Below are 17529 nucleotides of genomic sequence, written 5' to 3'. Positions count from 1 at the left end.
CGAGGAGTGCCGGGAATTCGGCGTGGAGCGATTCACCCGCACGCGTCGGTGCCAGTGGTGCATCTGGCAGGACTGCAAGGAGGATCACGCGGCAGGGATGGAGTGCGCTCGGTGCGGCTTCGTCAAGCCGCGTGCGTTCTGGATGGACAACTCGAAACCGATGGGTTCGGAGGCACGAGCATGAGCATCGAGGAGCTGTCGAAGCCCGTGAGTCAGTTCGGTACCGCCCGCTACTTGGCAGGAGTGACGGGCAGCGACAGCGACATGAGTGAGGGCGACCGCCTGTATACCCAGATCGTCGACGAGCTGTACCAGCGCGCGAGCGACCGGGCATTCCCGTCATGATCGGCGCGTACTTCACCCGCCTCACCCGACAGGAGCGGCGAAACCTCGACGTGTGCCACACCTGCGGGGCCGTCATCGTCGCCACCCACTGGGAAGACCACCTCAAGACGCACCCTGAACCGGAAGGACGGAACACGTGAGGGGCAAGGGTGAGGGGTCCGTCTTCAAGGACGCCCGCGGGCTGTGGAACGGCGTCATCGAGCTGCCCCCGTTGAACGGTGTGCGGCGCCGGAAGAAGATCCGACGCAAGAGCAAGACCGAGCTCGTGAAAGCGATGAACGAGGCGAAGACGGAACTTGCCCGCCTCGGTGACCTGCCGACCGCAAGTCAGACGGTGGAGCAGTGGTTCAGCTACTGGCTCAGGCAGGTGGCGAAGGAAGTCCGCCCGAACACGTTTGACGGCTACCGGCGCACCGTGGAGAACCACATCGTGCCGGCGATCGGGAAGGTGAAGCTGGACAAGCTCACTGCTGCACACATCCGCCGCGTGCACGACGGCATCCTCGCGAAAGGACTGTCCTCGACCACGGCGTTGCTCGCTCATCGAACCATGTCGGTGTCGTTCAAGATAGCCGTCCGCGAAGGACGCATCGGACGCAACCCGGCGAAACTGGTCAACGCACCCAGGAAAGCGACCGTGCAGCTCGAACCGTTGGACCTGCAGGAAGCGATCCAGTTCCTCGCGCACGTCGCCCACGACGAGGAGATGGGCGCACGCTGGGCCACAACGCTCCTGACGGCCGCTAGGCGGGGCGAAGTGCTCGGGTTGGAACGGGACAGGGTGACCGATGTTCTCGACCTCTCCTGGCAGCTCCTACGGCTTCCCAAGACCGACGTGGACGGCAAACCCAACGTGCCCGCCGACTACGAGTACCGCCACCTCACCGGTGGCCTGTACCTCACCCGACCGAAGTCGTCGAAGTCGTGGCGGATCATCCCACTCATCGACCCACTCAAGACGATCCTCGAGCAACACATTGCCCGATCACCGGAGAACCAGTGGGGGCTCGTGTTCACGAAGAACGGGCGACCCATCGGGCCGGACGTCGACACGAAAGACTGGCGGAAGACGCTCCTCGCGGCGGGCATCACCAAGAACGCGCGACTGCACGACGGACGCCACACAGCCGTCGACCTGCTCTACGCAGCCGGGGTGCCAGAGGATTTGATCCAGGAAATCGTCGGACATTCAGACCGGGCCACCACCCAGGGCTACAAGTCCCTCCGAAACCGGGAACGCCTCACCGGGGCCATGGTCCAGTTCTCGGCCCTGTTCACGCAGCCTGACCCAGAACGTACGCTCGAAATAGAGCAGTAGTCACACCCAACTCAGCGACGATCTTGCTCTCGTCAGTGCACCACTCATACAGGCCGGCCAGTTCATCCGGGCAGATCAGATTCTGCGCCGCGAACTGGTCGGCCTGTCGTTCGTGTTTGGGCCGGTCGTCGTGGTGCAGCAACGCTGCATGCCCCACCTCGTGCGCTAGAACCAACCGTTGGCGCCCCACACGGAGACGGTCGCTGATGAGGATCTGCCCGTACTCCGGGAAGTACAGCCCGTTCGCTGTCCGCAACCGTCTCACCACCACCTCAATCCCCAGGCGCTCGGCGTGCTCCCACGGGTCGTAAGCGTGCCCCCTAGGGAGCGTCAGGCTCGTCTCCACCCATCTCTGGGTCGGTGTTCGCGGCATTGCGTTCCCCCTCCAGTTCGTCGTCGGTCATCGTTGCCGGCGTCTTCTTGCGTCGTTGTGCGGCGATGCTAGCGACACCCTCCGACGCCAAGCCGGACTGTTCGAGTTCGGTCATCGCGTCAGCGAGCACCTTGGCAGGGTCGACGCCGATCGCCTGGGCAAGGATCACCAGGTCTGTGGCGCTGATCGGTGCGCGACCGCGGAGCTTCTTCTGCACAGTCACCAACGGCATGTCCGTCTCCCGAGCAATCGCTTCCTGTGTCAGGCGTCGCTTCGTGTACGCGCCTGTGAGCTCGTCGGAAATTGCGCGACTGACCGCGCTTACGTTCTCTGCCATACCCCATACGTTACGGCAGATTTCCCGTCGATTCTGGACGAAAACCCGCTCTAACGGTTGACACCTGTCGTCAACGTGCCATAACCTATCGATATGGACAGGAACCGGATCAACTCCGACATCGCAAGAAGAGTCAACCTCGCAATCCGCGAGGCAGGCTCGGACGTCCACAACGTCGCACAAGCCGCCGACATCACCACTCTCGAACTGGAAGACCGCCTCAACGGGCGCGTCGAATTCCAGCCCGAAGAACTGGTGCATGTCGGCGGCTTTCTGCGTATCCCCGTAACCCGATTCATGAAGGAGGCCGCGTGATGGAAGCGCAGCTCGACAAGCTCAGCTACTCCGTGCAGAACCTGGCCGTGGCCACGGACCTGTCCGTCGATTCGATCCAGAAGGCGATCAAGCGTTCAGAACTGGTGCCGTCGTACTTCGGCAGCAAGCCTCTGATCCCCGTCGAGGAAGCCAGGAGATGGCTGCAGTCGCTCCCCAACGAGAAGCCTGAGCGTGCAGCATGAGCGACTACAGCGCCGAGCTCGACCTGTTGAAGGTCGTCACGCTCACCGATGGCGAGGTCTGGTCCGCTCGTGACCTCATGCCATTCGCTGGCTACGTCGAGTGGCGCAAGTTCTCCGATGCCATCAACCGAGCGATCGAGTCCGTGAACTCGTCCGGCCTCGACGCCGCTGACCATTTTGTCGGCACCGCCAAGATGGTCCAGATCGGGTCCGGCGCCCGCCGTGAGGTCGAGGATGTTCAGCTCACCCGCTACGGGTGCTACATCCTCTTCCAGAACGCGGACGCGCGGAAGCCTGAGATCGCCGCGGCCCAGCAGTATTTCGCGATCCAGACCCGCAAGCAGGAACTCGCCGCCACCATCTCGGATGACGAGATCGTGGCCCGCGCACTGCAGATCACGGCGAACCGGGTGAAGCAGCTCGAGGCGAAGGTTGCTGAGGACGCGCCGAAGGTCGCGTACGTGGATGAGTTCGTTTCGCCGGACGACGTGATCCTGTTCCGGGTGGCCGCTCAGCAGTGCGGGATGTCGGAGCCGGAGTTGCGTCAGAAGCTTCTCGTGGCGAACTGGGTGTACCGGGTGCTCATCGGCCGGCGTTGGTCGGCTTCGAGGGGCAAGCAGGTTGAAGAGTTCGAGTGGCGTGCACGTGCTGACCACGCGGACAAGTTCTCTCTCAAGCCGCAGCACAACGCGCCCCGTCACCACAACGGTCAGGTGAAGCAGACGCTGTACGTTCACGCGGCTGCGATGCCGGCGATCCGGTTGCGTTTCGGCCAGCAGCAGGCGGTGTCCGCATGACCCCGCGTCGTGCCCGTCAGTTGGATAACACGGTGTTGTACCTGATCACGTACGTGCCGTTGCTGTTCCTGGTGGTCGTCGTCTGCGTGGTGACGGGATGAGCGAGTACCACGCCAAGCTCGCCGTAATTCGTACGAGGCGCGCAGTAGCTGACTCGCTCTCGGTCCAGGCGTTGCTCACCCTTGACCGGCACAACATGCCTTGGCCCATTTCTGGCGATCACCTGGCCCGAGCCAAGCCGGAGCGGAAGTCGTGAGCTGGCCTGATGCGCTGGTAATGATCGCGTGGATTGCTGGCGGATGTTTCGTCCTCTGGCTGTTCTTCCGGGACTACTGACCTAGTCCTTTCCCTCCTCAGGTGGGGTGTGCGCTCGCAGATCGGCACCTCACCACTATCCGGCGTACCCGGATGCACCTTGATAACTCCACAGTGAAGCCCCGATGAAAAGAGAAGGGGCACCCGCCGTCGTAGCAAACGGTGGGGGACGGAACTGTAAACCGTCTGCCGGACATGCGACTAGCAGCTCGCGGGCCGGTGCAACACAAGTTTTCGGCTGGTAGCTACGGGGGTCGCGTTTCCTCATCACCGTCTGGTGGACGCGACCGCTACACGCACACGGAATGTAGAGGCATCCGAACGTGTGCAGGAACGGGCCAGTCAGCCAGGACGGCATACACCGGGTGTTCGAGTCCCCGGCTGGCACTCACCAACAGAGAGAGGAAACACACATGAAGAACGTATTCCGGCGGCTATTCGTGAAGATGTCCACCCGTAAGTGCTCAGGCCGATGCCAGGACGCTTCATTTCACACGGCGCATCTGACTTTCATTGGTCGCCTTCGTTACACGTAGCACCCACCGCCCCCGAGTCGTTTCTGGGATCCGAGCAGTTTCGAGCACTGCCGGGGGCGCTGACACAACAAACACAGAGAAAGGAGACGTCATGGCTCGCAAGAACTATCTGGCTCGGCTCCTCGCACAGGTGAAGGAGCCAGACAACGTGCGGCAGTGTCCGCACGGCTACCACCACCCGTCTGGCCCGCACTCATGTGACGGGTGCTGGTGCGAGGGAGAACGCGACCGCCGCCAATACGGGTGGCCGCACAACACGGCCCCGCGCGAGGCCCAGTCGTGACCGCCCGCGAGCCCATCTGGCATGACGTGGGTCATCTGCTCCCACCCGACGACACACCAACAACCACGCCCACCGACCTGCACATGGCTGCGGTGGTTCGCCGTGAACACGAATTGGAAGCCCTCGACCGGTTCGAGGCACAACGAGAACAACGGAGACAGCAATGAGTGAAATCCACGTGAAGAGCTTCAAGACCGATGAGGTCGTGGAAGTGATCGACACGAGCCAATTGACCGAGCGTGGTCGCGACAGAGTCCTGATGGGCCTAATGCGGCAGATGGATCTGGACAACTACTACGCACTGGAGATCGACTGATGAACGAGAACGAAGAGCCGCGCGAGTTCCCTGCCCCGGTGCCGGCGTCTGCGCATGCCGCGAACGGCGGTGCACGATGACCCCGCAGATCGTGGCGATTGTCGCCCTGTCGGTCATGCTCCTCGTCGCCGTGTCTGTGGCCCTGGTGGCGGTGTGGTCCGCGAAGGGCAGCCAGGCGACCGCTGAGGAGGCGATACGGGATCGTCGTGCTGCGGTGGACCTGCTGATCGAGGAGCGTCGGCACATCGTGGCGTTGGAGACGTACCTGCCGGGTGAGCCGAACGAGGGCCTGTACGTGTACACCGGGGGTGCGAAGTGAACGCGTTGGAGCGGCTCGAAGCCGCGATCACCAAGCTCGAAGCCGTCAAGGCGGTGACGCCGGGCACGTGGGAAATCGACACGAACGCGCCGTTCAGCCGTGACCTGGTGGGGATTTTCGTCCCCGAGTGCCGGGAGTACGCGGTCAAGTTCGACGACGATGAGCAGCCGAAACGGGCGTTAGTCGACTCGATCATCACCCTGCATCGGACGATCGACGCCCAGCTCGCGATCCTGCGGACTGCCAAGTACCGGAGGGTGCACATGCCGCGCGGGTCTGGCATCCCGATCTCGGACGAGCTCGCTCTCGCTGACGCGATCCTCGGGGGTGCCTGATGGTCAGATCATCAGGTCAGCACGTGACCGCTCGTCTCATGTGGATGTTCCACGACGAGGAGGACGGGTGTGGTTGGTCGGGTCGTGTGGACACGGACTACGACCCGACCCTGGGTGTGTACGCGTGGAAGTGCCCTGGGTGCTCCGAGGACGTGCGCACGGAGGACGAGTCATGAACGTCGTCTTCGTCCTCGTGATGCTCACCGTCATCGGCATCTGCTGCATCTCGCTCCCGATCGGCGTCCGGGTAGCTGACCGTCTGAACAGCTTCGCGTTCGGCCTCGGGTGGCTCATCCTCACGCTGATTCTCTGCTGTGTTGTCATCGTCTTCGGCTGGTGGTTCGACACGCGGGTAGGACTCCTCTCGTGACCACGCTCACGGGCGGCACGGTCCTCGCCCTCCTCGCCGCCGGGGTCCTCGCGATCATCCTCGCGTTGGTCGTCCCGGCACCCCTGAACTACGGCATCGCGGTCGCATTCCTACTGACCGGCCACCTCATCATCACCTCCCAGAAACGGAAGAACCACTCATGAGCAACCTCTCCGAGCGGGTCGAGTCACGCCTCCGCGCCGAATGGCCCGGCACCCACATCCCGCTGCGCATGGCACACGCGCCATCCAAGGTCACGGCAGGGGGCGCGACGGACACCATGATCAAACTCGCCGCCCGCATTGTCGCGGAGGAGGAGGAACGCGCTGATGTCTGAGCGTTTGCAGTCGGACCCCGCCACCATCCGGGCAGCAATGGGAAAACGCAACGGGATCGTCCACGACATGCCCGAAGCCGACTACCACGCACACTCTGCGCTCTCCTCGACCGGCGCCAGACGGCTCCTCGAATCCCCAGCCAAGTTCCAGTACGAACGCACCCACCCACGGGCAGGACGTGCAGCATTCGACCTTGGTACCGCCGTCCACACGAAAGTCCTCGGAACCGGGGCTGGTGCAATCGCCTACCCGGACGAACACCTCACCCCATCCGGGAACGTGTCAACGAAAGCCGCCACCGTCGAATGGGCTGAAGAACAACGGGGCCTCGGGTTGACGCCACTCGCGCCGGCACAGATGCGAGAAGTCGACGCAATGGCCGAAGCAGTCCTCGCGCACTCCATCGCCAGGAAGCTCGCAGAGCAGCCGGGCATGCAGGAGGCGTCAGTGTTCGCCACAGACGCTCATACAGGCGTACAAGCCCGCTGCAGGTATGACTTCCTCCCTGACCTCGACGGCCCACAGCCGATCGCTTGGGATCTGAAGACCACCGCGAAGTCTGCCTCCGCTGAGGAGTTCACGAAGACCGTCCTGAATCTCGGCTACGACGTGCAGGACACGTTTTACGACCGCGTCTTGCAGTCCGCGGTCGGCGCTGAGATTCCGTTCGTCTTCGTGGTTGTCGAGGTCGACGCACCACACCTCGTGAATGTCCATCAGCTCGACATCGTGTTCCGCGAAATGGGGAAGACGAAGGTCCAACGAGCGCTCGAGACGTTCGCGCAATGCACCGAGTCCGGCGTCTGGCCGGGATTCCCCGAAGAGGTCAACCTCCTCAGCCCACCCGTTTGGGCCGTCTACCAGCACGAAGAGAGATACCCGTCATGAACGAGATCGCCCTCCCCAACAACCTCGCCGCACCAGCATCACAAGGTGCCATGGTCGAACAGTCCCGAGCGATCGCGGAAGTCGCCGCAGCGGTCGGGGTTGCAAGACAGTTCCCCCGCGACACTAACCGTGCCGTCGACCAGATGCGCGAACTCTGCGGACGGCTCGCCATCGCCAACCGGGCCTTCTACTCAGTCCCCAACCGTGGCTCAGGGCTGTCCGTGCACATCGCACGTGAACTGTCCCGCATCTTCGGGAACGTCGACTACGGGGTTCGTGAGCTCAACCGTGACGACGCCCGCGGGGAATCCGAAATGCAGGCATGGGCGTGGGATGTGGAGACCAACGTCCGCTCCACTCGCTCGTTCATCGTCCCTCACGCCAAGTCCACGAAGGCCGGCCGCAAAGCGCTCACGGACCTGAACGACATCTACCTCAACAACCAGAACGTAGCCGCCCGCGCAGTCCGCGAGTGCGTGTTCTCCATCCTCCCCGGATGGTTCCTCGCAGACGCCGAAACGATCCTCAAGCAGACCATCGAACGCGGCGACGGGAAACCGATCGAGCAGCGGCGCACCGACGCACTCGACGTGTTCGCCAGCCTGAAGGTCACCGAGAAGCAACTCACCGACAAGCTCGGCAAACCGGTCGGGCAGTGGGGGCCGCGAGACATCGCAGAGCTCACGAAGGCGTACTCATCCATCACCCAGGACGGCATCCCAGCCAGCGAGTTCTTCCCCGAGCAGGCAGTGACGGTTGGCGGACAGGATGCGTGAGTTCACGTTCCGCATCCCGTGGACGTCACCACCACTCACCTCGAACCAACGCCTCCACTGGGCGCACAAGGCCAAGATCACCCGTGAAGTGCGGGGTCTGACGAAGGTGCTCGTTCGGAAGGTGCCGGACATGGACCGTATCGAGGTGTCGTTGGAGTGGGTCGTCAACACGAACCACCGGCGAGATACGGACAACGTCGTGCCCACGTTGAAAGCGATCTGCGACGGGATCGTGGACGCCGAAGTAGTGCCAGACGACACCCCCGCCTACATGGTCAAGATCATGCCCACCATCCGCCACGTCCGCAAACGAGACGACGTGCCCCACTTCAACCTCACCATCAAGGAGCTCGCATGAGACCACGACTACTCGACTTGTTCTCGGGTGCAGGAGGAGCCGGCTCTGGCTATCACAGGGCCGGCTTCGACGTTGTTGGCGTCGACATCGACCCGCAGCCGCGCTACCCGTTCGAGTTCCACCAGGGTGATGCGTTGGCCTATCTGCTCGAGCACGGGCACGAGTTCGACGTGATCCACGCGAGCCCTCCCTGCCAGCGCTTCACTGCCTACCGTCGCCGTGGCGCCGGCGTGGGCGACAGCTACCTCAACCTGATTCCGGCGACCCGCGAGCTGTTGAAGCTCAGCGGCAAGCCCTACGTCATCGAGAACGTACCCGGCTCGCCGCTCGAGTCGACCGTGCAGTTCTGTGGCTCGAGCTTCCACCTCGACGTCCGCCGGCACCGCATGTTCGAGAGCAACGTCGAACTCGTAGCGCCGGCGTGCGATCACTCATGGCAGACGCCACGGTTCGCGCCGGCAACGAACCGGACAAACCTTCGCTCGACGGTCGAGGTTGGGGTGTGGCGGATCCCGCTCGAGGTGCAGCAGCAGGCCATGGGTATCGACTGGATGCAGCTGCGGGAGCTCTCGGAGGCGATCCCGCCCGCGTACACACAGCACATCGGCGCGCAACTACTCGAGGCGGTGGCGGCATGAGTTACGACTCCGAGGAGTGGCGCGACGAAGCGTTGTGCGCGCAGACCGACCCCGACCTGTTCGTGATCGACCATGGCGGTTCATCCGCTCAAGCCCGCCTCATCTGCCGGGAGTGTGACGTCGCTGATCGTTGTCTGCAGTGGGCGTTGGACACGAACGAGCAGTACGGCATCTACGGAGGGCTGTCACCGCGGCAGAGACACAAGCTGAAGGGGCTGAGTGCATGATCGAAATCTGCGAGACGTGCTCAACCAGGTTCGATCAGAAGAAGTCCCCAGCGGCTTCTACACGGTTCTGCTCGTACTGGTGCCACCTTGTCGAGAATGGGCCGGCGTTCTTCACGTTGGAAGCCATCACGCCGTGGTTGAACAGCAACCGGAATCGGTGGCAGAGGACCCGTACGGCCTGGGACGAAGCATTCCGAGGACTCGGATCGTGACCGCCCCGTCGCAGAAGGTGCGGACGGCGACGTACATCCGTGACCGGTTCACGTGTGTGGCGTGCGGTGCGCAGGAGCCGCTCTCCTGGCAGCACAGGGAGTCGTCGGGTCATGGGGGCAGGGGCAGGAAAGCGAGGCCTCTGACGACCGCTGACGGTGTCACTCTCTGCCTGCTCTGCAACCAGGCTGCGGAAGCTGACATGCAAGGACTCGCCCTGCAGTCAGGTTGGAAGCTTCGAAGAAACCGTGGCTCGATCCAGTCCCATCAGGTCCCGTTCTGGAACCGCAACACGAACGTGTGGGCGTTACCTGACATGGACGGTGGCCTGCAACCAATCAACACTGCTTTGGCGCTCGAGTTGATCGACGCGGCTGGCGGGAACTACGTGAAAGGAGTGCTCAGCAGATGAGTGTGTGGGAAGAAGACCGCAGCCTCATCGTCGGCGAGCACGGCTGCTACTTCTGCAACCCGGAGCTGTACCCGCCAATGACGCGAGACCACACATTGTGTGCACGCTGCGGCGTCCTGATGTACATCCCGTTGCGCGACCCGATGAACGAATGCCTGTTCGTCTGCGGCCGATGTGAGATCGAGCTCGGAGACGACCACGAAACGACTATCGAGAGGAGGAGACATGGCGAGCAATCCCAAGACCGGCTACCGGAAGATGCAGATCCCGTCCAGAACGCGGATCGCGATCGCTAAACGGTACGGAGTCGAGCCGGGCGAATCCGGTCCAGCGACGTGCGTCTACTGCGGCGCCCCCGGCACCATCAAATGGTTCCTACGCTCCAACGGACACGCCAGCGCATGGGTGCATTTCCAGTACCTCGAGCTCGACCACGTTCTAGCGGAGTTCCACGGCGGCACTAGCGAGCCGGACAACATCGTCCTCGCGTGCCGCACCTGCAACCGCAGGAAGGGGTACAGACGCATCGAGGCCCAGGGAGGTGACACGGATGCCGTGGTTCAAGGTAGATGACGGGTTCCACGGCCACCCGAAGGTCGTCGAGCTCGAGCTGGCATCTGTCGGCCTCTGGACGCTCGCAGGGTCATGGTGCGCGAAGTACCTGACCGATGGGCGGATCACATCGAAGACAGTGCAGCGGCTTGGTGGTGACGGCCGGTTGATCGGTGATCTGGTCGAGGCTCGCCTGTGGGTTGAGACACCCGACGACCCCGACTACGACTTCGCTTTCAAGGACTGGTCTGCGTATCAGCCGTTGAAGGAAGTGGTTGAGGCTGAGCGTTCGGCGGCGCAGGAGCGGATGAAGAAGGTCCGTGCCGCGAAGAAGGGTGTTCGGGCGAACAACGACCGAACAGACCCCGAACGTTCGCCTGAACAAACGGCGAAGTTCGCCCGAAGTTCGGAAGAAGTTCGGTCTGCCCCATCCCATCCCATCCCAGTCCCATCCCAAGTAAGTACTAGTGCACCCAAGGTGCACGTGTACACCGAGGAATTTGAGTACTGGTGGGCCGAGTATCCGAGGAAGCAGGCGAAGCCGGATGCGTTCAAGGCGTTCAAGGCTGCGATCAAGTCCACGGACCTTACGACACTGATCAACGGTGTGCGCACGTACAAGCTGCTGAACATCGGTCAGGAAAAGTCGCACCTGAAGATGCCGGCGGGTTGGTTGCGTGACAGACGGTGGGAGGACGAGCAGGTCGCTCACACTCCTGAGCAGCCTCGAGCGACGGTGACGCACATCGGGACTTCTGGCGTGAAGGAGTGCAAGCACCATCCCGGCTATCCGGCCGGCGACTGGATGAACCCTTGCGTCCGTTGCGATGAGGACGCGAAACGAGAACGAGGGGAGGCGATCTTCTGATGAAGGTGGACATCGACCCGAAGGTGTGGTGGGCGCTCGAGGACCGGGCTGAGGCGTCTGGTCTGACGCTCGAGCAGTTCCTCACCGTGGCGGCAGCCTCGTACGAGCCGACCATGACGACACCGCAGAAGGTGCGTGCCCTGTGGGAGCAGGGCAAGTGTGACGCGGACATTGCGGGAGAGATGAAGGTCGCACCGGCTTCGGTGGCGGCTGTACGACGACAGCTGGGACTTCCAGCGAACAAGCGATACAGGAGAGCAGCATGAGCAACGAGACCATCATCACCGTCGTAGGCAATTTGACGTCGGATCCGGAGCTTCGGTTCACGCAGAACGGGTTGGGGGTTGTGAACTTCACGATCGCTTCGACCCCGCGGACGTTCGACAAGGCATCGAATGAGTGGAAGGACGGCGAGGCGCTGTTCCTCCGGTGTTCGGCTTGGCGTGAGTTCGCTGAGCACATCGCGGGTTCGTTGACGAAGGGCACACGGGTGATCGCGCAGGGGCGTCTGGGTCAGCGGGCTTATGAGACGAAGGAAGGCGAGAAGCGCAGGTCGATCGAGCTCGAGGTGGATTCGATCGGCCCCGATCTGCGGTACGCGACCGTCCAGGTGACACGTGCACCCCAGTCTGGCGGGAACTCGTCTCCACGGGGCGCACAGGGCCAGCCACAGCAGGGTGAACCGTGGGCGCAGAGTGCACCGCAGGGCGAGCCGTGGTCGGGAGGTGCCAGCGATGCCTCAACACCGTTCTAGCCGCTGCGACTCCTGTGGGCGGTTCTCGTCCGGCCCGTTCGTCGGTGTCGAGTGGGACGGCGACTCGTCGGCACCATCCCAGCGGACTGCCCTCATAGGCCCGTGCTGCCAGACGCCAGCCGACCGAGGGCAGGTGTCCTCGTGACGGGTCAGTCGGTTCGGGCTGCCTACAGTCTCGCCCCGATCAGCCCGAACCCCCAGGAACACGAAGAGACCGAACACCGGTGCGGTATCTGCAACAACGGAACAGGCGTCAGGAACCCTGAATGCCCCGGAAGGAGAACAACATGAGCGACCGTGAGCGACTCATCCACATCCTGGACGAGAACGACCCGGAGGGCGGGGTCACCGATCCAGAAGAGCGCTACGACTTCTGGGAGCCACAGGCTGAGGCGATTCTGAAGTCCGAGTGGTTGGCGCGGCACGACGCCAAGGTCGCGGCGAAGGCACTCGAATCAGCGGCGCAACGGCTGCACCTCGCTGGCATGCGGGAGAAGAGGCTCAATCGGAAGCGGGCTTACGGCCGCGGTGTTCAAGACGCCGCCCGAACGGTCCGCTCCTACGCCGCCATGGAGCGCCTAGGCAGGAAGACGACATGACCTCGGATCGCATCATCCGCACCATCGCTGCCGCATCCAATCTTGCGGTTGCTGCTGCTCTCGTCTACTTCACCCGGTGGATCACCAAGAAAGGATTCTGATGGACAACACGAAACTGATCGCCGAGGCGCGAGAGCACTTCCCGGCATTGTTCCGAGCTCCTGGTTCCCGAGACCTGATCGACCGCCTCGTTGCCGCGTTGGAGGCTGCTGAGGCCGAACTGACACGACGAGACACGGTGCCGGGAACGTGGGCCTGCATCAAGTGTGGCAGAGGTGCGTTTGAGCACTCGGCACCGGACCTCCCAAGCGGCGACTGTGTCGCGGAGATGTACTGGAAGGAAGCTGCTGCCGATCCGTCACTCGAAGCCGCCAAGGCGCAGGCATCCGAGGAAGGCTATCAGCGAGGCGTCGCCGCCATGCGAGCTTCCGCCGCCGAGGCTCACGCGTTCGAGGAGGGCATGTTCGAAGTCATCAAGCACCGATTTAGCGGTCGGGGACTCGGAACGCGGCAGGCGATCATCGACGCATTCGCTGCTTTCCTCCGTGATCCCGAGTCCGCTGCTGCTCCTGTGTCTCTCGAAGCCGCGAAAGCGGAGGCATGGGACGAAGGCAAGGAGGCCGCGTATGGATCATTTTTGAAACCGCTCGACGGTCGCGGGATGCGGCCCGGGCCCGTGAACCCTTACCGTCGCCACCCCTCGGAAGGAGGCACGAAGTGAGCAAAGCGATGACGCTGCGGCTGAGCGATGATCTGCATGAAACGCTCCGGCGTCAGGCATTCGATGAGCGCACAACTATCACGTCGATCATCATCGCGGCCATCGAATCGGTTCAGCCCCGCAAGGGCTGTGATGTCTGTGGGCAAGCTCATGTGATGGTCAGCACGCCGGGTGGCATCCGCTTCTGCGAGAACCACCGTCCCGCCGCGACGGAAGGGGACAACCGTGGCTGACTTCCCGACCCCGTGGGCATCAATCGGTCAAGCGTTCGAGATGGCCGACTCCCAACCTCGTCTTCTCGCTGATTTGCAGGAGCACGGGTACCCGCAAGAAACGAAACAGGAGGAGACGCAATGAGCGAGCACAACATCTGGTTTCCGCTGTTTGACCACCCGGTCACTGTGACGTTGTCGCGCGAGCAGTTGCAGTGCGTTCAGGACGCGCTGCTCGGCAAGCCCGAATGCGTGCCTGGCTGGAACGCACACTTCGCCGGCCAGATCGAGGCGGTTCTGAAAGCGTCCATCGAAGGAGCAACCGATGACTGAGACTCTCAAGTTTGCAGCGCGACACGCATGGTGCGAGCAGTGCATGGAGCTCGTCGGTCAGCCGCGAGTGACCGTCCGCAAGGCACGTGAAGACCTGCTCGAGCATCGACGCGCCGGGCACCCCGAGCCCGTTGACGGGGAAACGATCCGCAACCAGAACGGCCAGTACGGCGTCCTCGGAGACGGCCGCTTTCGGGCCGACACAACTGACGGATGGGACGAAGCATGACTGAGGAATCGTTCGGGTCGCTGGTGAACCGGCTGACCGAAACACACAGGGTGACCGTCGAGAGGGACGATGGCACCGAATACCCCGAATCCGATGGCCTCCTGCACCAGTTGCGGGGGGCCATTCTCACAGGCATCACCGGCGGCGCCGGCGGATCCTCGTTCGGGTCGAAACCACCCATGGAGACGACCGCACAGGACCTGTACGACGACATCGACCGTCAAGCAGCCGAAGCTTTGGCTGCGGTGAACCTCAAGCCGTCACGTCTTGTCCGGCCTGAGGTGAACATCCACGACTGGTATCAGCTCGTGTTGGAGGACAAGCGTGTCGTCGTCACATCCAGAACCACTGATGTCAACGGGAAGGTGTTCTCGCAGTACGAGGAACACACGGCGTTCTCGCTGGTCGCCAGATGGGTGCAACGGGTGGAGGAGTACTTCACCCCACCACGGGTCAAGGAGATCGCCGCACCGTGTCCCGACTGTGGTGTCCGCTACCTCGCCCGCAAGAAGGACGGCGAAGACATCCACGTCGCGGCGTTCAACATCCACTACAAAGCCGACAACACCACCGTCGATGAGGCGCGCTGCTCAGCGTGTGGGGCAACATGGTGGCCGGGGTCATTTATCGACGTCCTCGCGCCACTGTTGGGTGCGAAACCGTTGCCAGAACTCGACACGATACGAGAGAGTTAGACCATGGTCAAAGACATGCGCAGGGCCACGGAGCCTCACCCCGCCTTCCACCCCGAGTTCGACTGGGTCGAACAGACGATCGAGGAACGCTGGGTGTACACCTGGCGCACACCAGGGGGAATGCACTACGAGGGTGACGGCCCGCGTAACTTCGGCGACAAAGAGATCGGTTACTACGTTTCGACCACTATCGCCGGGACCGTCCTCGGGGCACACCGCGACCTAGGTCGACTTGAGCCACCAACCCCGTACGGACCGCCCATGACTGCCGTGCAGAGCGAGGAGATCCGCGGGCCATACATCTCGCTCGACACGCCCACGACCTAGTGCTTGTTAACCCCAGGGTCTCATGCCATACTTGTGACCAAGCCGGTAGAGCTCTGCCCAGAACCGGCTGACTACTTCGCACAGAGAGGCCCAGCATCTTCGGATGCTGGGCCTTCTTGCGTTAACAGGCTCGCGTTCCAGTCTCAGCGTCACCCACCATGCGAGAAGCGACCAGTAGCACCCCCGGCAGCCCGAAGACACACAGTCTCGGCAAGCCCGGACGAGGGTACAGGTACGCAGTGACAGCCAACACGCTCGAAGACAGGAACGCGACACACCTCCCCACCCCGCTAGCAACGGCTAAGAGTGGTGACAGCAACCCGGAGTCATGCCCGGGCGGTCTGTCAGACGGCACGGCGTCGGATATCGCCCCGTGCGGCATCCCGCGGATGGTTCAGACAGCAGGCCCGGTGCACAGTGCCTGCGTTGACTCAGTGAAGTTCGATCCTTCACGGCGGGGCCACGGTGGGCATACACGCACAGGCCGTAGAGCCACACACACGCGTCGTCACTGCCCACCACAGAACGTTGGAGGCTGCCATGGACATGGACATGGACGAATGCGGCGCACCTCACCCTGTCCACTGGCTCGTGGTCACGTGTACTCAGCCAGTGGGACATGACCACGAACACGTGAGCTTAGACTTCCCCCTCGCCGGGCAATGGTGACGGCATGGTTGACACCTGGTCAACGGTCACCCACCCCAAAGACACCCACCGCATCCCCAACGGTGACCTCATCGACCACCAACCCGACGAACACTGCATCTGCGGACCAACACACCGCAGCGACATGACCAGCGGGGAACTCAGGTGGAACGTATGGCACCACAGTCTCGACGGGAGAGACACCGATGACCGGTGAGATCGCAGTAATCATGATGATCGTCGGCATCGCACTACTCGTCGCCGGTGGTCGCATCATCGGGCGCGTCACCTACAAGCGCCAGGTGCGGCGTTGCAAGCACGAGAGCACACGCACCTACGTAGACGGAACAACCATCTGCTGCGACTGCGACCACCTGATCATCGAGGTCAAGCGATGACCGCGCTCGAGCCTGTCACCTGGACCATCAACGGTGAACCCCTGTACGCCCACCAAATCCCACCCGAGGAACCCAGCGATGAACGCTGAACAAGAAGACCACGCCAACGGCGGATACGTCGAACCGCAAGCCTGGACGATCGGTGACCAGAGCGGATGCTACATCCCTTTCCGAAGCATGGCACCGGCACAAGAAGCCGAGACACGCCATCTGCTCGAGCGCATGGGGATCATTGGCTCAGACCAAGACACGGCAGTCAGCAACCTGGCCGGGATGACCGAAGGATGGGCGCCGGCCGAAGGCACCCCCGCCTGACCACCCCGGCTTGGCAGTTGGCGCCCACACCGGCAGGGCACGCCCGGCAACACGGGGAGGTAGCGACGTGGGTAGACCACGCAACACCACACACCAAGCACGCATGCGAGCAACCATCAAAGCCGCACGCCCCGCCTGCCACATCTGCGGCAAGCCCATCGACTACACACTGGCCAGCCCGCACCCGGACTCCTTCGTCATCGACCACGTCATCCCACTAGCCAAGGGCGGTGAGGATGCGTTGTCCAACGTAAGGGCAGCGCATCGACATCCGAGGTTGCAACAGCACCAAGCGCGCCCGTCTCGTGGCCCCGATCGTCCGCACGTCCGGTTCCCTCGGCTGACACAGCCACGGCCCGCAGGCAGGCACACAAGGTCAGTCAGGCATGCATCAGAGGTCACCTCAAGGCAGGCCAGACCCCAGGGGGGCCACCCCCATCACCGCGTCCTGCTGGACCTCCGGGGATAGACGCAATCTCTCCCCGCACTTTTTCCACCCAAATGGAGGCGAAATGGCTGCGAAGTTGCGTGCTGTCTCCGAGGGAGAGACTGCCCCACAGAAGCCGATTATGACGGTGCTTGAGGCGATTGAGGCTGGCGATCGGATGGCTGAGCTCGAGGCCACGCATCGTCGGATTGGTCGTGCTGTTCAGGACGAGTCGACTCCTGCTCGTGATCTTGCTTCGTTGACGCGCCGGCAGATGGAGATCTCGAAGGAGATCGAATCGTTGAAGCGTCAGCGTGTCGAGGAGTCGAAGAATGGTAGCGAAGTCACCGACAGCGCCTTCGACGCTCAAGCTATCTGAGGTTGCTCGGCATGTTGTGATGCCTGATGGGATTGTGACGACTTCTTGGCCGCGGATTGTGGA

The 17529-nt window shown here is 62.8% G+C and carries 34 protein-coding genes; 32 read left to right on the top strand and 2 right to left on the bottom strand.

The genetic code is table 11. The features are described from left to right. Positions 1 to 180: 180 nt before the first annotated feature. On the top strand, positions 181 to 345 hold the full coding sequence (locus tag ACQ3HE_RS06880) for a hypothetical protein (protein ID WP_430891860.1): 165 nt from the start codon (positions 181 to 183) through the stop codon (positions 343 to 345). 136 nt (positions 346 to 481) lie between these two features. Continuing rightward, positions 482 to 1663 carry a tyrosine-type recombinase/integrase gene (locus tag ACQ3HE_RS06875; RefSeq protein ID WP_430891858.1) on the top strand — a complete coding sequence of 394 codons (1182 nt, stop codon included), beginning with the start codon at positions 482 to 484 and terminating at the stop codon, positions 1661 to 1663. Here ACQ3HE_RS06875 and ACQ3HE_RS06870 read toward each other — a convergent pair. Beyond that, the gene (locus ACQ3HE_RS06870; protein WP_430891856.1) at positions 1620 to 2036 is read right to left on the bottom strand and encodes an ImmA/IrrE family metallo-endopeptidase; all 417 of its coding nucleotides are present in this window, start codon (positions 2034 to 2036) and stop codon (positions 1620 to 1622) included. The two genes, ACQ3HE_RS06875 and ACQ3HE_RS06870, sit on opposite strands and share 44 nt — an antisense overlap. Beyond that, positions 1984 to 2373 carry a helix-turn-helix domain-containing protein gene (locus ACQ3HE_RS06865; protein ID WP_430891854.1) on the bottom strand — a complete coding sequence of 130 codons (390 nt, stop codon included), beginning with the start codon at positions 2371 to 2373 and terminating at the stop codon, positions 1984 to 1986. The genes ACQ3HE_RS06870 and ACQ3HE_RS06865 overlap by 53 nt, the downstream gene beginning before the upstream one ends. Positions 2374 to 2466: 93 nt before the next feature. On the opposite strand from ACQ3HE_RS06865, the gene ACQ3HE_RS06860 reads away from it, so the two are divergent. The 30 genes from ACQ3HE_RS06860 to ACQ3HE_RS06715 all read left to right on the top strand — a co-directional run bounded on the left by ACQ3HE_RS06860 (position 2467) and on the right by ACQ3HE_RS06715 (position 17466). Beyond that, positions 2467 to 2688, top strand: coding sequence for a hypothetical protein (locus tag ACQ3HE_RS06860; RefSeq protein WP_430891852.1), 222 nt, complete (start codon positions 2467 to 2469; stop codon positions 2686 to 2688). After that, positions 2688 to 2891 (top strand): hypothetical protein, encoded by a 204-nt coding sequence (locus ACQ3HE_RS06855; protein ID WP_430891850.1) that lies wholly within the window; start codon positions 2688 to 2690, stop codon positions 2889 to 2891. Before ACQ3HE_RS06860 ends, ACQ3HE_RS06855 begins: the two co-directional genes overlap by 1 nt. Continuing rightward, the gene (locus ACQ3HE_RS06850; protein ID WP_430891848.1) at positions 2888 to 3688 is read left to right on the top strand and encodes a phage antirepressor KilAC domain-containing protein; all 801 of its coding nucleotides are present in this window, start codon (positions 2888 to 2890) and stop codon (positions 3686 to 3688) included. The genes ACQ3HE_RS06855 and ACQ3HE_RS06850 overlap by 4 nt, the downstream gene beginning before the upstream one ends. 1297 nt (positions 3689 to 4985) lie before the next feature. Next, entirely contained in the window at positions 4986 to 5138 is a 153-nt protein-coding gene (locus tag ACQ3HE_RS06845; protein ID WP_430891846.1) for a hypothetical protein, read from the top strand. A 76-nt stretch (positions 5139 to 5214) separates the two neighbouring features. Further along, positions 5215 to 5457 (top strand): hypothetical protein, encoded by a 243-nt coding sequence (locus ACQ3HE_RS06840; protein WP_430891844.1) that lies wholly within the window; start codon positions 5215 to 5217, stop codon positions 5455 to 5457. Further along, a complete protein-coding gene (locus ACQ3HE_RS06835; protein WP_430891842.1) occupies positions 5454 to 5792 on the top strand; it encodes a hypothetical protein in 339 nt (112 codons plus the stop codon). Before ACQ3HE_RS06840 ends, ACQ3HE_RS06835 begins: the two co-directional genes overlap by 4 nt. Positions 5793 to 5964: 172 nt before the next feature. Beyond that, positions 5965 to 6162 (top strand): hypothetical protein, encoded by a 198-nt coding sequence (locus ACQ3HE_RS06830; protein ID WP_430891841.1) that lies wholly within the window; start codon positions 5965 to 5967, stop codon positions 6160 to 6162. Beyond that, positions 6159 to 6326: a hypothetical protein gene (locus ACQ3HE_RS06825; protein ID WP_430891839.1), complete on the top strand. Its 168-nt coding sequence runs from the start codon at positions 6159 to 6161 to the stop codon at positions 6324 to 6326. Before ACQ3HE_RS06830 ends, ACQ3HE_RS06825 begins: the two co-directional genes overlap by 4 nt. Further along, positions 6323 to 6499, top strand: a complete 177-nt coding sequence (locus tag ACQ3HE_RS06820; RefSeq protein WP_430891837.1) for a hypothetical protein — start codon at positions 6323 to 6325, stop codon at positions 6497 to 6499. The genes ACQ3HE_RS06825 and ACQ3HE_RS06820 overlap by 4 nt, the downstream gene beginning before the upstream one ends. Further along, entirely contained in the window at positions 6492 to 7388 is an 897-nt protein-coding gene (locus ACQ3HE_RS06815; RefSeq protein WP_430891836.1) for a PD-(D/E)XK nuclease-like domain-containing protein, read from the top strand. The genes ACQ3HE_RS06820 and ACQ3HE_RS06815 overlap by 8 nt, the downstream gene beginning before the upstream one ends. Beyond that, positions 7385 to 8164 (top strand): hypothetical protein, encoded by a 780-nt coding sequence (locus ACQ3HE_RS06810; protein ID WP_430891834.1) that lies wholly within the window; start codon positions 7385 to 7387, stop codon positions 8162 to 8164. Before ACQ3HE_RS06815 ends, ACQ3HE_RS06810 begins: the two co-directional genes overlap by 4 nt. Then, positions 8157 to 8522: a RusA family crossover junction endodeoxyribonuclease gene (locus ACQ3HE_RS06805; protein ID WP_430891832.1), complete on the top strand. Its 366-nt coding sequence runs from the start codon at positions 8157 to 8159 to the stop codon at positions 8520 to 8522. The genes ACQ3HE_RS06810 and ACQ3HE_RS06805 overlap by 8 nt, the downstream gene beginning before the upstream one ends. Before the next feature lie 17 nt (positions 8523 to 8539). Continuing rightward, positions 8540 to 9160 carry a DNA cytosine methyltransferase gene (locus ACQ3HE_RS06800; protein ID WP_430891830.1) on the top strand — a complete coding sequence of 207 codons (621 nt, stop codon included), beginning with the start codon at positions 8540 to 8542 and terminating at the stop codon, positions 9158 to 9160. Then, a complete protein-coding gene (locus tag ACQ3HE_RS06795; RefSeq protein WP_430891828.1) occupies positions 9157 to 9387 on the top strand; it encodes a WhiB family transcriptional regulator in 231 nt (76 codons plus the stop codon). The genes ACQ3HE_RS06800 and ACQ3HE_RS06795 overlap by 4 nt, the downstream gene beginning before the upstream one ends. A 618-nt stretch (positions 9388 to 10005) precedes the next feature. Next, positions 10006 to 10305, top strand: coding sequence for a hypothetical protein (locus ACQ3HE_RS06790; protein WP_430891926.1), 300 nt, complete (start codon positions 10006 to 10008; stop codon positions 10303 to 10305). Continuing rightward, positions 10235 to 10582 (top strand): HNH endonuclease, encoded by a 348-nt coding sequence (locus ACQ3HE_RS06785; RefSeq protein ID WP_430891826.1) that lies wholly within the window; start codon positions 10235 to 10237, stop codon positions 10580 to 10582. The genes ACQ3HE_RS06790 and ACQ3HE_RS06785 overlap by 71 nt, the downstream gene beginning before the upstream one ends. Beyond that, positions 10560 to 11429: a hypothetical protein gene (locus ACQ3HE_RS06780; RefSeq protein ID WP_430891824.1), complete on the top strand. Its 870-nt coding sequence runs from the start codon at positions 10560 to 10562 to the stop codon at positions 11427 to 11429. The genes ACQ3HE_RS06785 and ACQ3HE_RS06780 overlap by 23 nt, the downstream gene beginning before the upstream one ends. Then, complete coding sequence (locus tag ACQ3HE_RS06775; protein ID WP_430891822.1) at positions 11429 to 11695, top strand: hypothetical protein; 267 nt, start codon at positions 11429 to 11431, stop codon at positions 11693 to 11695. The genes ACQ3HE_RS06780 and ACQ3HE_RS06775 overlap by 1 nt, the downstream gene beginning before the upstream one ends. Continuing rightward, positions 11692 to 12183, top strand: coding sequence for a single-stranded DNA-binding protein (locus tag ACQ3HE_RS06770; RefSeq protein WP_430891820.1), 492 nt, complete (start codon positions 11692 to 11694; stop codon positions 12181 to 12183). Before ACQ3HE_RS06775 ends, ACQ3HE_RS06770 begins: the two co-directional genes overlap by 4 nt. Positions 12184 to 12470: 287 nt before the next feature. Beyond that, positions 12471 to 12782 (top strand): hypothetical protein, encoded by a 312-nt coding sequence (locus ACQ3HE_RS06765; RefSeq protein ID WP_430891818.1) that lies wholly within the window; start codon positions 12471 to 12473, stop codon positions 12780 to 12782. Between the two features lie 100 nt (positions 12783 to 12882). Further along, positions 12883 to 13503: a hypothetical protein gene (locus tag ACQ3HE_RS06760; protein ID WP_430891816.1), complete on the top strand. Its 621-nt coding sequence runs from the start codon at positions 12883 to 12885 to the stop codon at positions 13501 to 13503. After that, complete coding sequence (locus ACQ3HE_RS06755; RefSeq protein ID WP_430891815.1) at positions 13500 to 13736, top strand: hypothetical protein; 237 nt, start codon at positions 13500 to 13502, stop codon at positions 13734 to 13736. The genes ACQ3HE_RS06760 and ACQ3HE_RS06755 overlap by 4 nt, the downstream gene beginning before the upstream one ends. 120 nt (positions 13737 to 13856) lie before the next feature. After that, positions 13857 to 14048, top strand: coding sequence for a hypothetical protein (locus tag ACQ3HE_RS06750; RefSeq protein ID WP_430891813.1), 192 nt, complete (start codon positions 13857 to 13859; stop codon positions 14046 to 14048). Continuing rightward, positions 14041 to 14277: a hypothetical protein gene (locus ACQ3HE_RS06745; RefSeq protein WP_430891811.1), complete on the top strand. Its 237-nt coding sequence runs from the start codon at positions 14041 to 14043 to the stop codon at positions 14275 to 14277. Before ACQ3HE_RS06750 ends, ACQ3HE_RS06745 begins: the two co-directional genes overlap by 8 nt. Further along, on the top strand, positions 14274 to 14972 hold the full coding sequence (locus ACQ3HE_RS06740; protein WP_430891809.1) for a DUF7341 domain-containing protein: 699 nt from the start codon (positions 14274 to 14276) through the stop codon (positions 14970 to 14972). Before ACQ3HE_RS06745 ends, ACQ3HE_RS06740 begins: the two co-directional genes overlap by 4 nt. A 3-nt stretch (positions 14973 to 14975) precedes the next feature. After that, positions 14976 to 15299, top strand: a complete 324-nt coding sequence (locus ACQ3HE_RS06735) for a hypothetical protein (protein WP_430891807.1) — start codon at positions 14976 to 14978, stop codon at positions 15297 to 15299. A gap of 854 nt (positions 15300 to 16153) precedes the next feature. After that, positions 16154 to 16345 carry a hypothetical protein gene (locus tag ACQ3HE_RS06730; RefSeq protein ID WP_430891805.1) on the top strand — a complete coding sequence of 64 codons (192 nt, stop codon included), beginning with the start codon at positions 16154 to 16156 and terminating at the stop codon, positions 16343 to 16345. A gap of 78 nt (positions 16346 to 16423) precedes the next feature. Further along, the gene (locus ACQ3HE_RS06725) at positions 16424 to 16660 is read left to right on the top strand and encodes a hypothetical protein (protein ID WP_430891804.1); all 237 of its coding nucleotides are present in this window, start codon (positions 16424 to 16426) and stop codon (positions 16658 to 16660) included. Positions 16661 to 16763: 103 nt separating this feature from the next. Then, a complete protein-coding gene (locus ACQ3HE_RS06720; RefSeq protein ID WP_430891802.1) occupies positions 16764 to 17129 on the top strand; it encodes an HNH endonuclease in 366 nt (121 codons plus the stop codon). Positions 17130 to 17172: 43 nt separating this feature from the next. Next, positions 17173 to 17466, top strand: coding sequence for a hypothetical protein (locus ACQ3HE_RS06715; protein WP_430891800.1), 294 nt, complete (start codon positions 17173 to 17175; stop codon positions 17464 to 17466). Positions 17467 to 17529 lie beyond the last annotated feature (63 nt).

This window comes from Plantibacter auratus (assembly GCF_050587365.1).
Taxonomy (GTDB): domain Bacteria; phylum Actinomycetota; class Actinomycetes; order Actinomycetales; family Microbacteriaceae; genus Plantibacter; species Plantibacter auratus.
The sequence above is the reverse complement of the archived record's forward strand: the minus strand, read 5'-3'. Positions and strand labels throughout refer to the sequence as shown.

Coding starts and splice junctions, on each gene's coding strand:
- ACQ3HE_RS06880 (WP_430891860.1), top strand. CDS start 181: ATGAGCATCGAGGAGCTGTCGAAGCCCGTGAGTCAGTTCGGTACCGCC.
- ACQ3HE_RS06870 (WP_430891856.1), bottom strand. CDS start 2,036: ATGCCGCGAACACCGACCCAGAGATGGGTGGAGACGAGCCTGACGCTC.
- ACQ3HE_RS06865 (WP_430891854.1), bottom strand. CDS start 2,373: ATGGCAGAGAACGTAAGCGCGGTCAGTCGCGCAATTTCCGACGAGCTC.
- ACQ3HE_RS06860 (WP_430891852.1), top strand. CDS start 2,467: ATGGACAGGAACCGGATCAACTCCGACATCGCAAGAAGAGTCAACCTC.
- ACQ3HE_RS06855 (WP_430891850.1), top strand. CDS start 2,688: ATGGAAGCGCAGCTCGACAAGCTCAGCTACTCCGTGCAGAACCTGGCC.
- ACQ3HE_RS06850 (WP_430891848.1), top strand. CDS start 2,888: ATGAGCGACTACAGCGCCGAGCTCGACCTGTTGAAGGTCGTCACGCTC.
- ACQ3HE_RS06845 (WP_430891846.1), top strand. CDS start 4,986: ATGAGTGAAATCCACGTGAAGAGCTTCAAGACCGATGAGGTCGTGGAA.
- ACQ3HE_RS06840 (WP_430891844.1), top strand. CDS start 5,215: ATGACCCCGCAGATCGTGGCGATTGTCGCCCTGTCGGTCATGCTCCTC.
- ACQ3HE_RS06830 (WP_430891841.1), top strand. CDS start 5,965: ATGAACGTCGTCTTCGTCCTCGTGATGCTCACCGTCATCGGCATCTGC.
- ACQ3HE_RS06820 (WP_430891837.1), top strand. CDS start 6,323: ATGAGCAACCTCTCCGAGCGGGTCGAGTCACGCCTCCGCGCCGAATGG.
- ACQ3HE_RS06815 (WP_430891836.1), top strand. CDS start 6,492: ATGTCTGAGCGTTTGCAGTCGGACCCCGCCACCATCCGGGCAGCAATG.
- ACQ3HE_RS06810 (WP_430891834.1), top strand. CDS start 7,385: ATGAACGAGATCGCCCTCCCCAACAACCTCGCCGCACCAGCATCACAA.
- ACQ3HE_RS06805 (WP_430891832.1), top strand. CDS start 8,157: ATGCGTGAGTTCACGTTCCGCATCCCGTGGACGTCACCACCACTCACC.
- ACQ3HE_RS06795 (WP_430891828.1), top strand. CDS start 9,157: ATGAGTTACGACTCCGAGGAGTGGCGCGACGAAGCGTTGTGCGCGCAG.
- ACQ3HE_RS06790 (WP_430891926.1), top strand. CDS start 10,006: ATGAGTGTGTGGGAAGAAGACCGCAGCCTCATCGTCGGCGAGCACGGC.
- ACQ3HE_RS06785 (WP_430891826.1), top strand. CDS start 10,235: ATGGCGAGCAATCCCAAGACCGGCTACCGGAAGATGCAGATCCCGTCC.
- ACQ3HE_RS06780 (WP_430891824.1), top strand. CDS start 10,560: ATGCCGTGGTTCAAGGTAGATGACGGGTTCCACGGCCACCCGAAGGTC.
- ACQ3HE_RS06775 (WP_430891822.1), top strand. CDS start 11,429: ATGAAGGTGGACATCGACCCGAAGGTGTGGTGGGCGCTCGAGGACCGG.
- ACQ3HE_RS06770 (WP_430891820.1), top strand. CDS start 11,692: ATGAGCAACGAGACCATCATCACCGTCGTAGGCAATTTGACGTCGGAT.
- ACQ3HE_RS06765 (WP_430891818.1), top strand. CDS start 12,471: ATGAGCGACCGTGAGCGACTCATCCACATCCTGGACGAGAACGACCCG.
- ACQ3HE_RS06760 (WP_430891816.1), top strand. CDS start 12,883: ATGGACAACACGAAACTGATCGCCGAGGCGCGAGAGCACTTCCCGGCA.
- ACQ3HE_RS06750 (WP_430891813.1), top strand. CDS start 13,857: ATGAGCGAGCACAACATCTGGTTTCCGCTGTTTGACCACCCGGTCACT.
- ACQ3HE_RS06745 (WP_430891811.1), top strand. CDS start 14,041: ATGACTGAGACTCTCAAGTTTGCAGCGCGACACGCATGGTGCGAGCAG.
- ACQ3HE_RS06740 (WP_430891809.1), top strand. CDS start 14,274: ATGACTGAGGAATCGTTCGGGTCGCTGGTGAACCGGCTGACCGAAACA.
- ACQ3HE_RS06735 (WP_430891807.1), top strand. CDS start 14,976: ATGGTCAAAGACATGCGCAGGGCCACGGAGCCTCACCCCGCCTTCCAC.
- ACQ3HE_RS06730 (WP_430891805.1), top strand. CDS start 16,154: ATGACCGGTGAGATCGCAGTAATCATGATGATCGTCGGCATCGCACTA.
- ACQ3HE_RS06725 (WP_430891804.1), top strand. CDS start 16,424: ATGAACGCTGAACAAGAAGACCACGCCAACGGCGGATACGTCGAACCG.
- ACQ3HE_RS06720 (WP_430891802.1), top strand. CDS start 16,764: ATGCGAGCAACCATCAAAGCCGCACGCCCCGCCTGCCACATCTGCGGC.
- ACQ3HE_RS06715 (WP_430891800.1), top strand. CDS start 17,173: ATGGCTGCGAAGTTGCGTGCTGTCTCCGAGGGAGAGACTGCCCCACAG.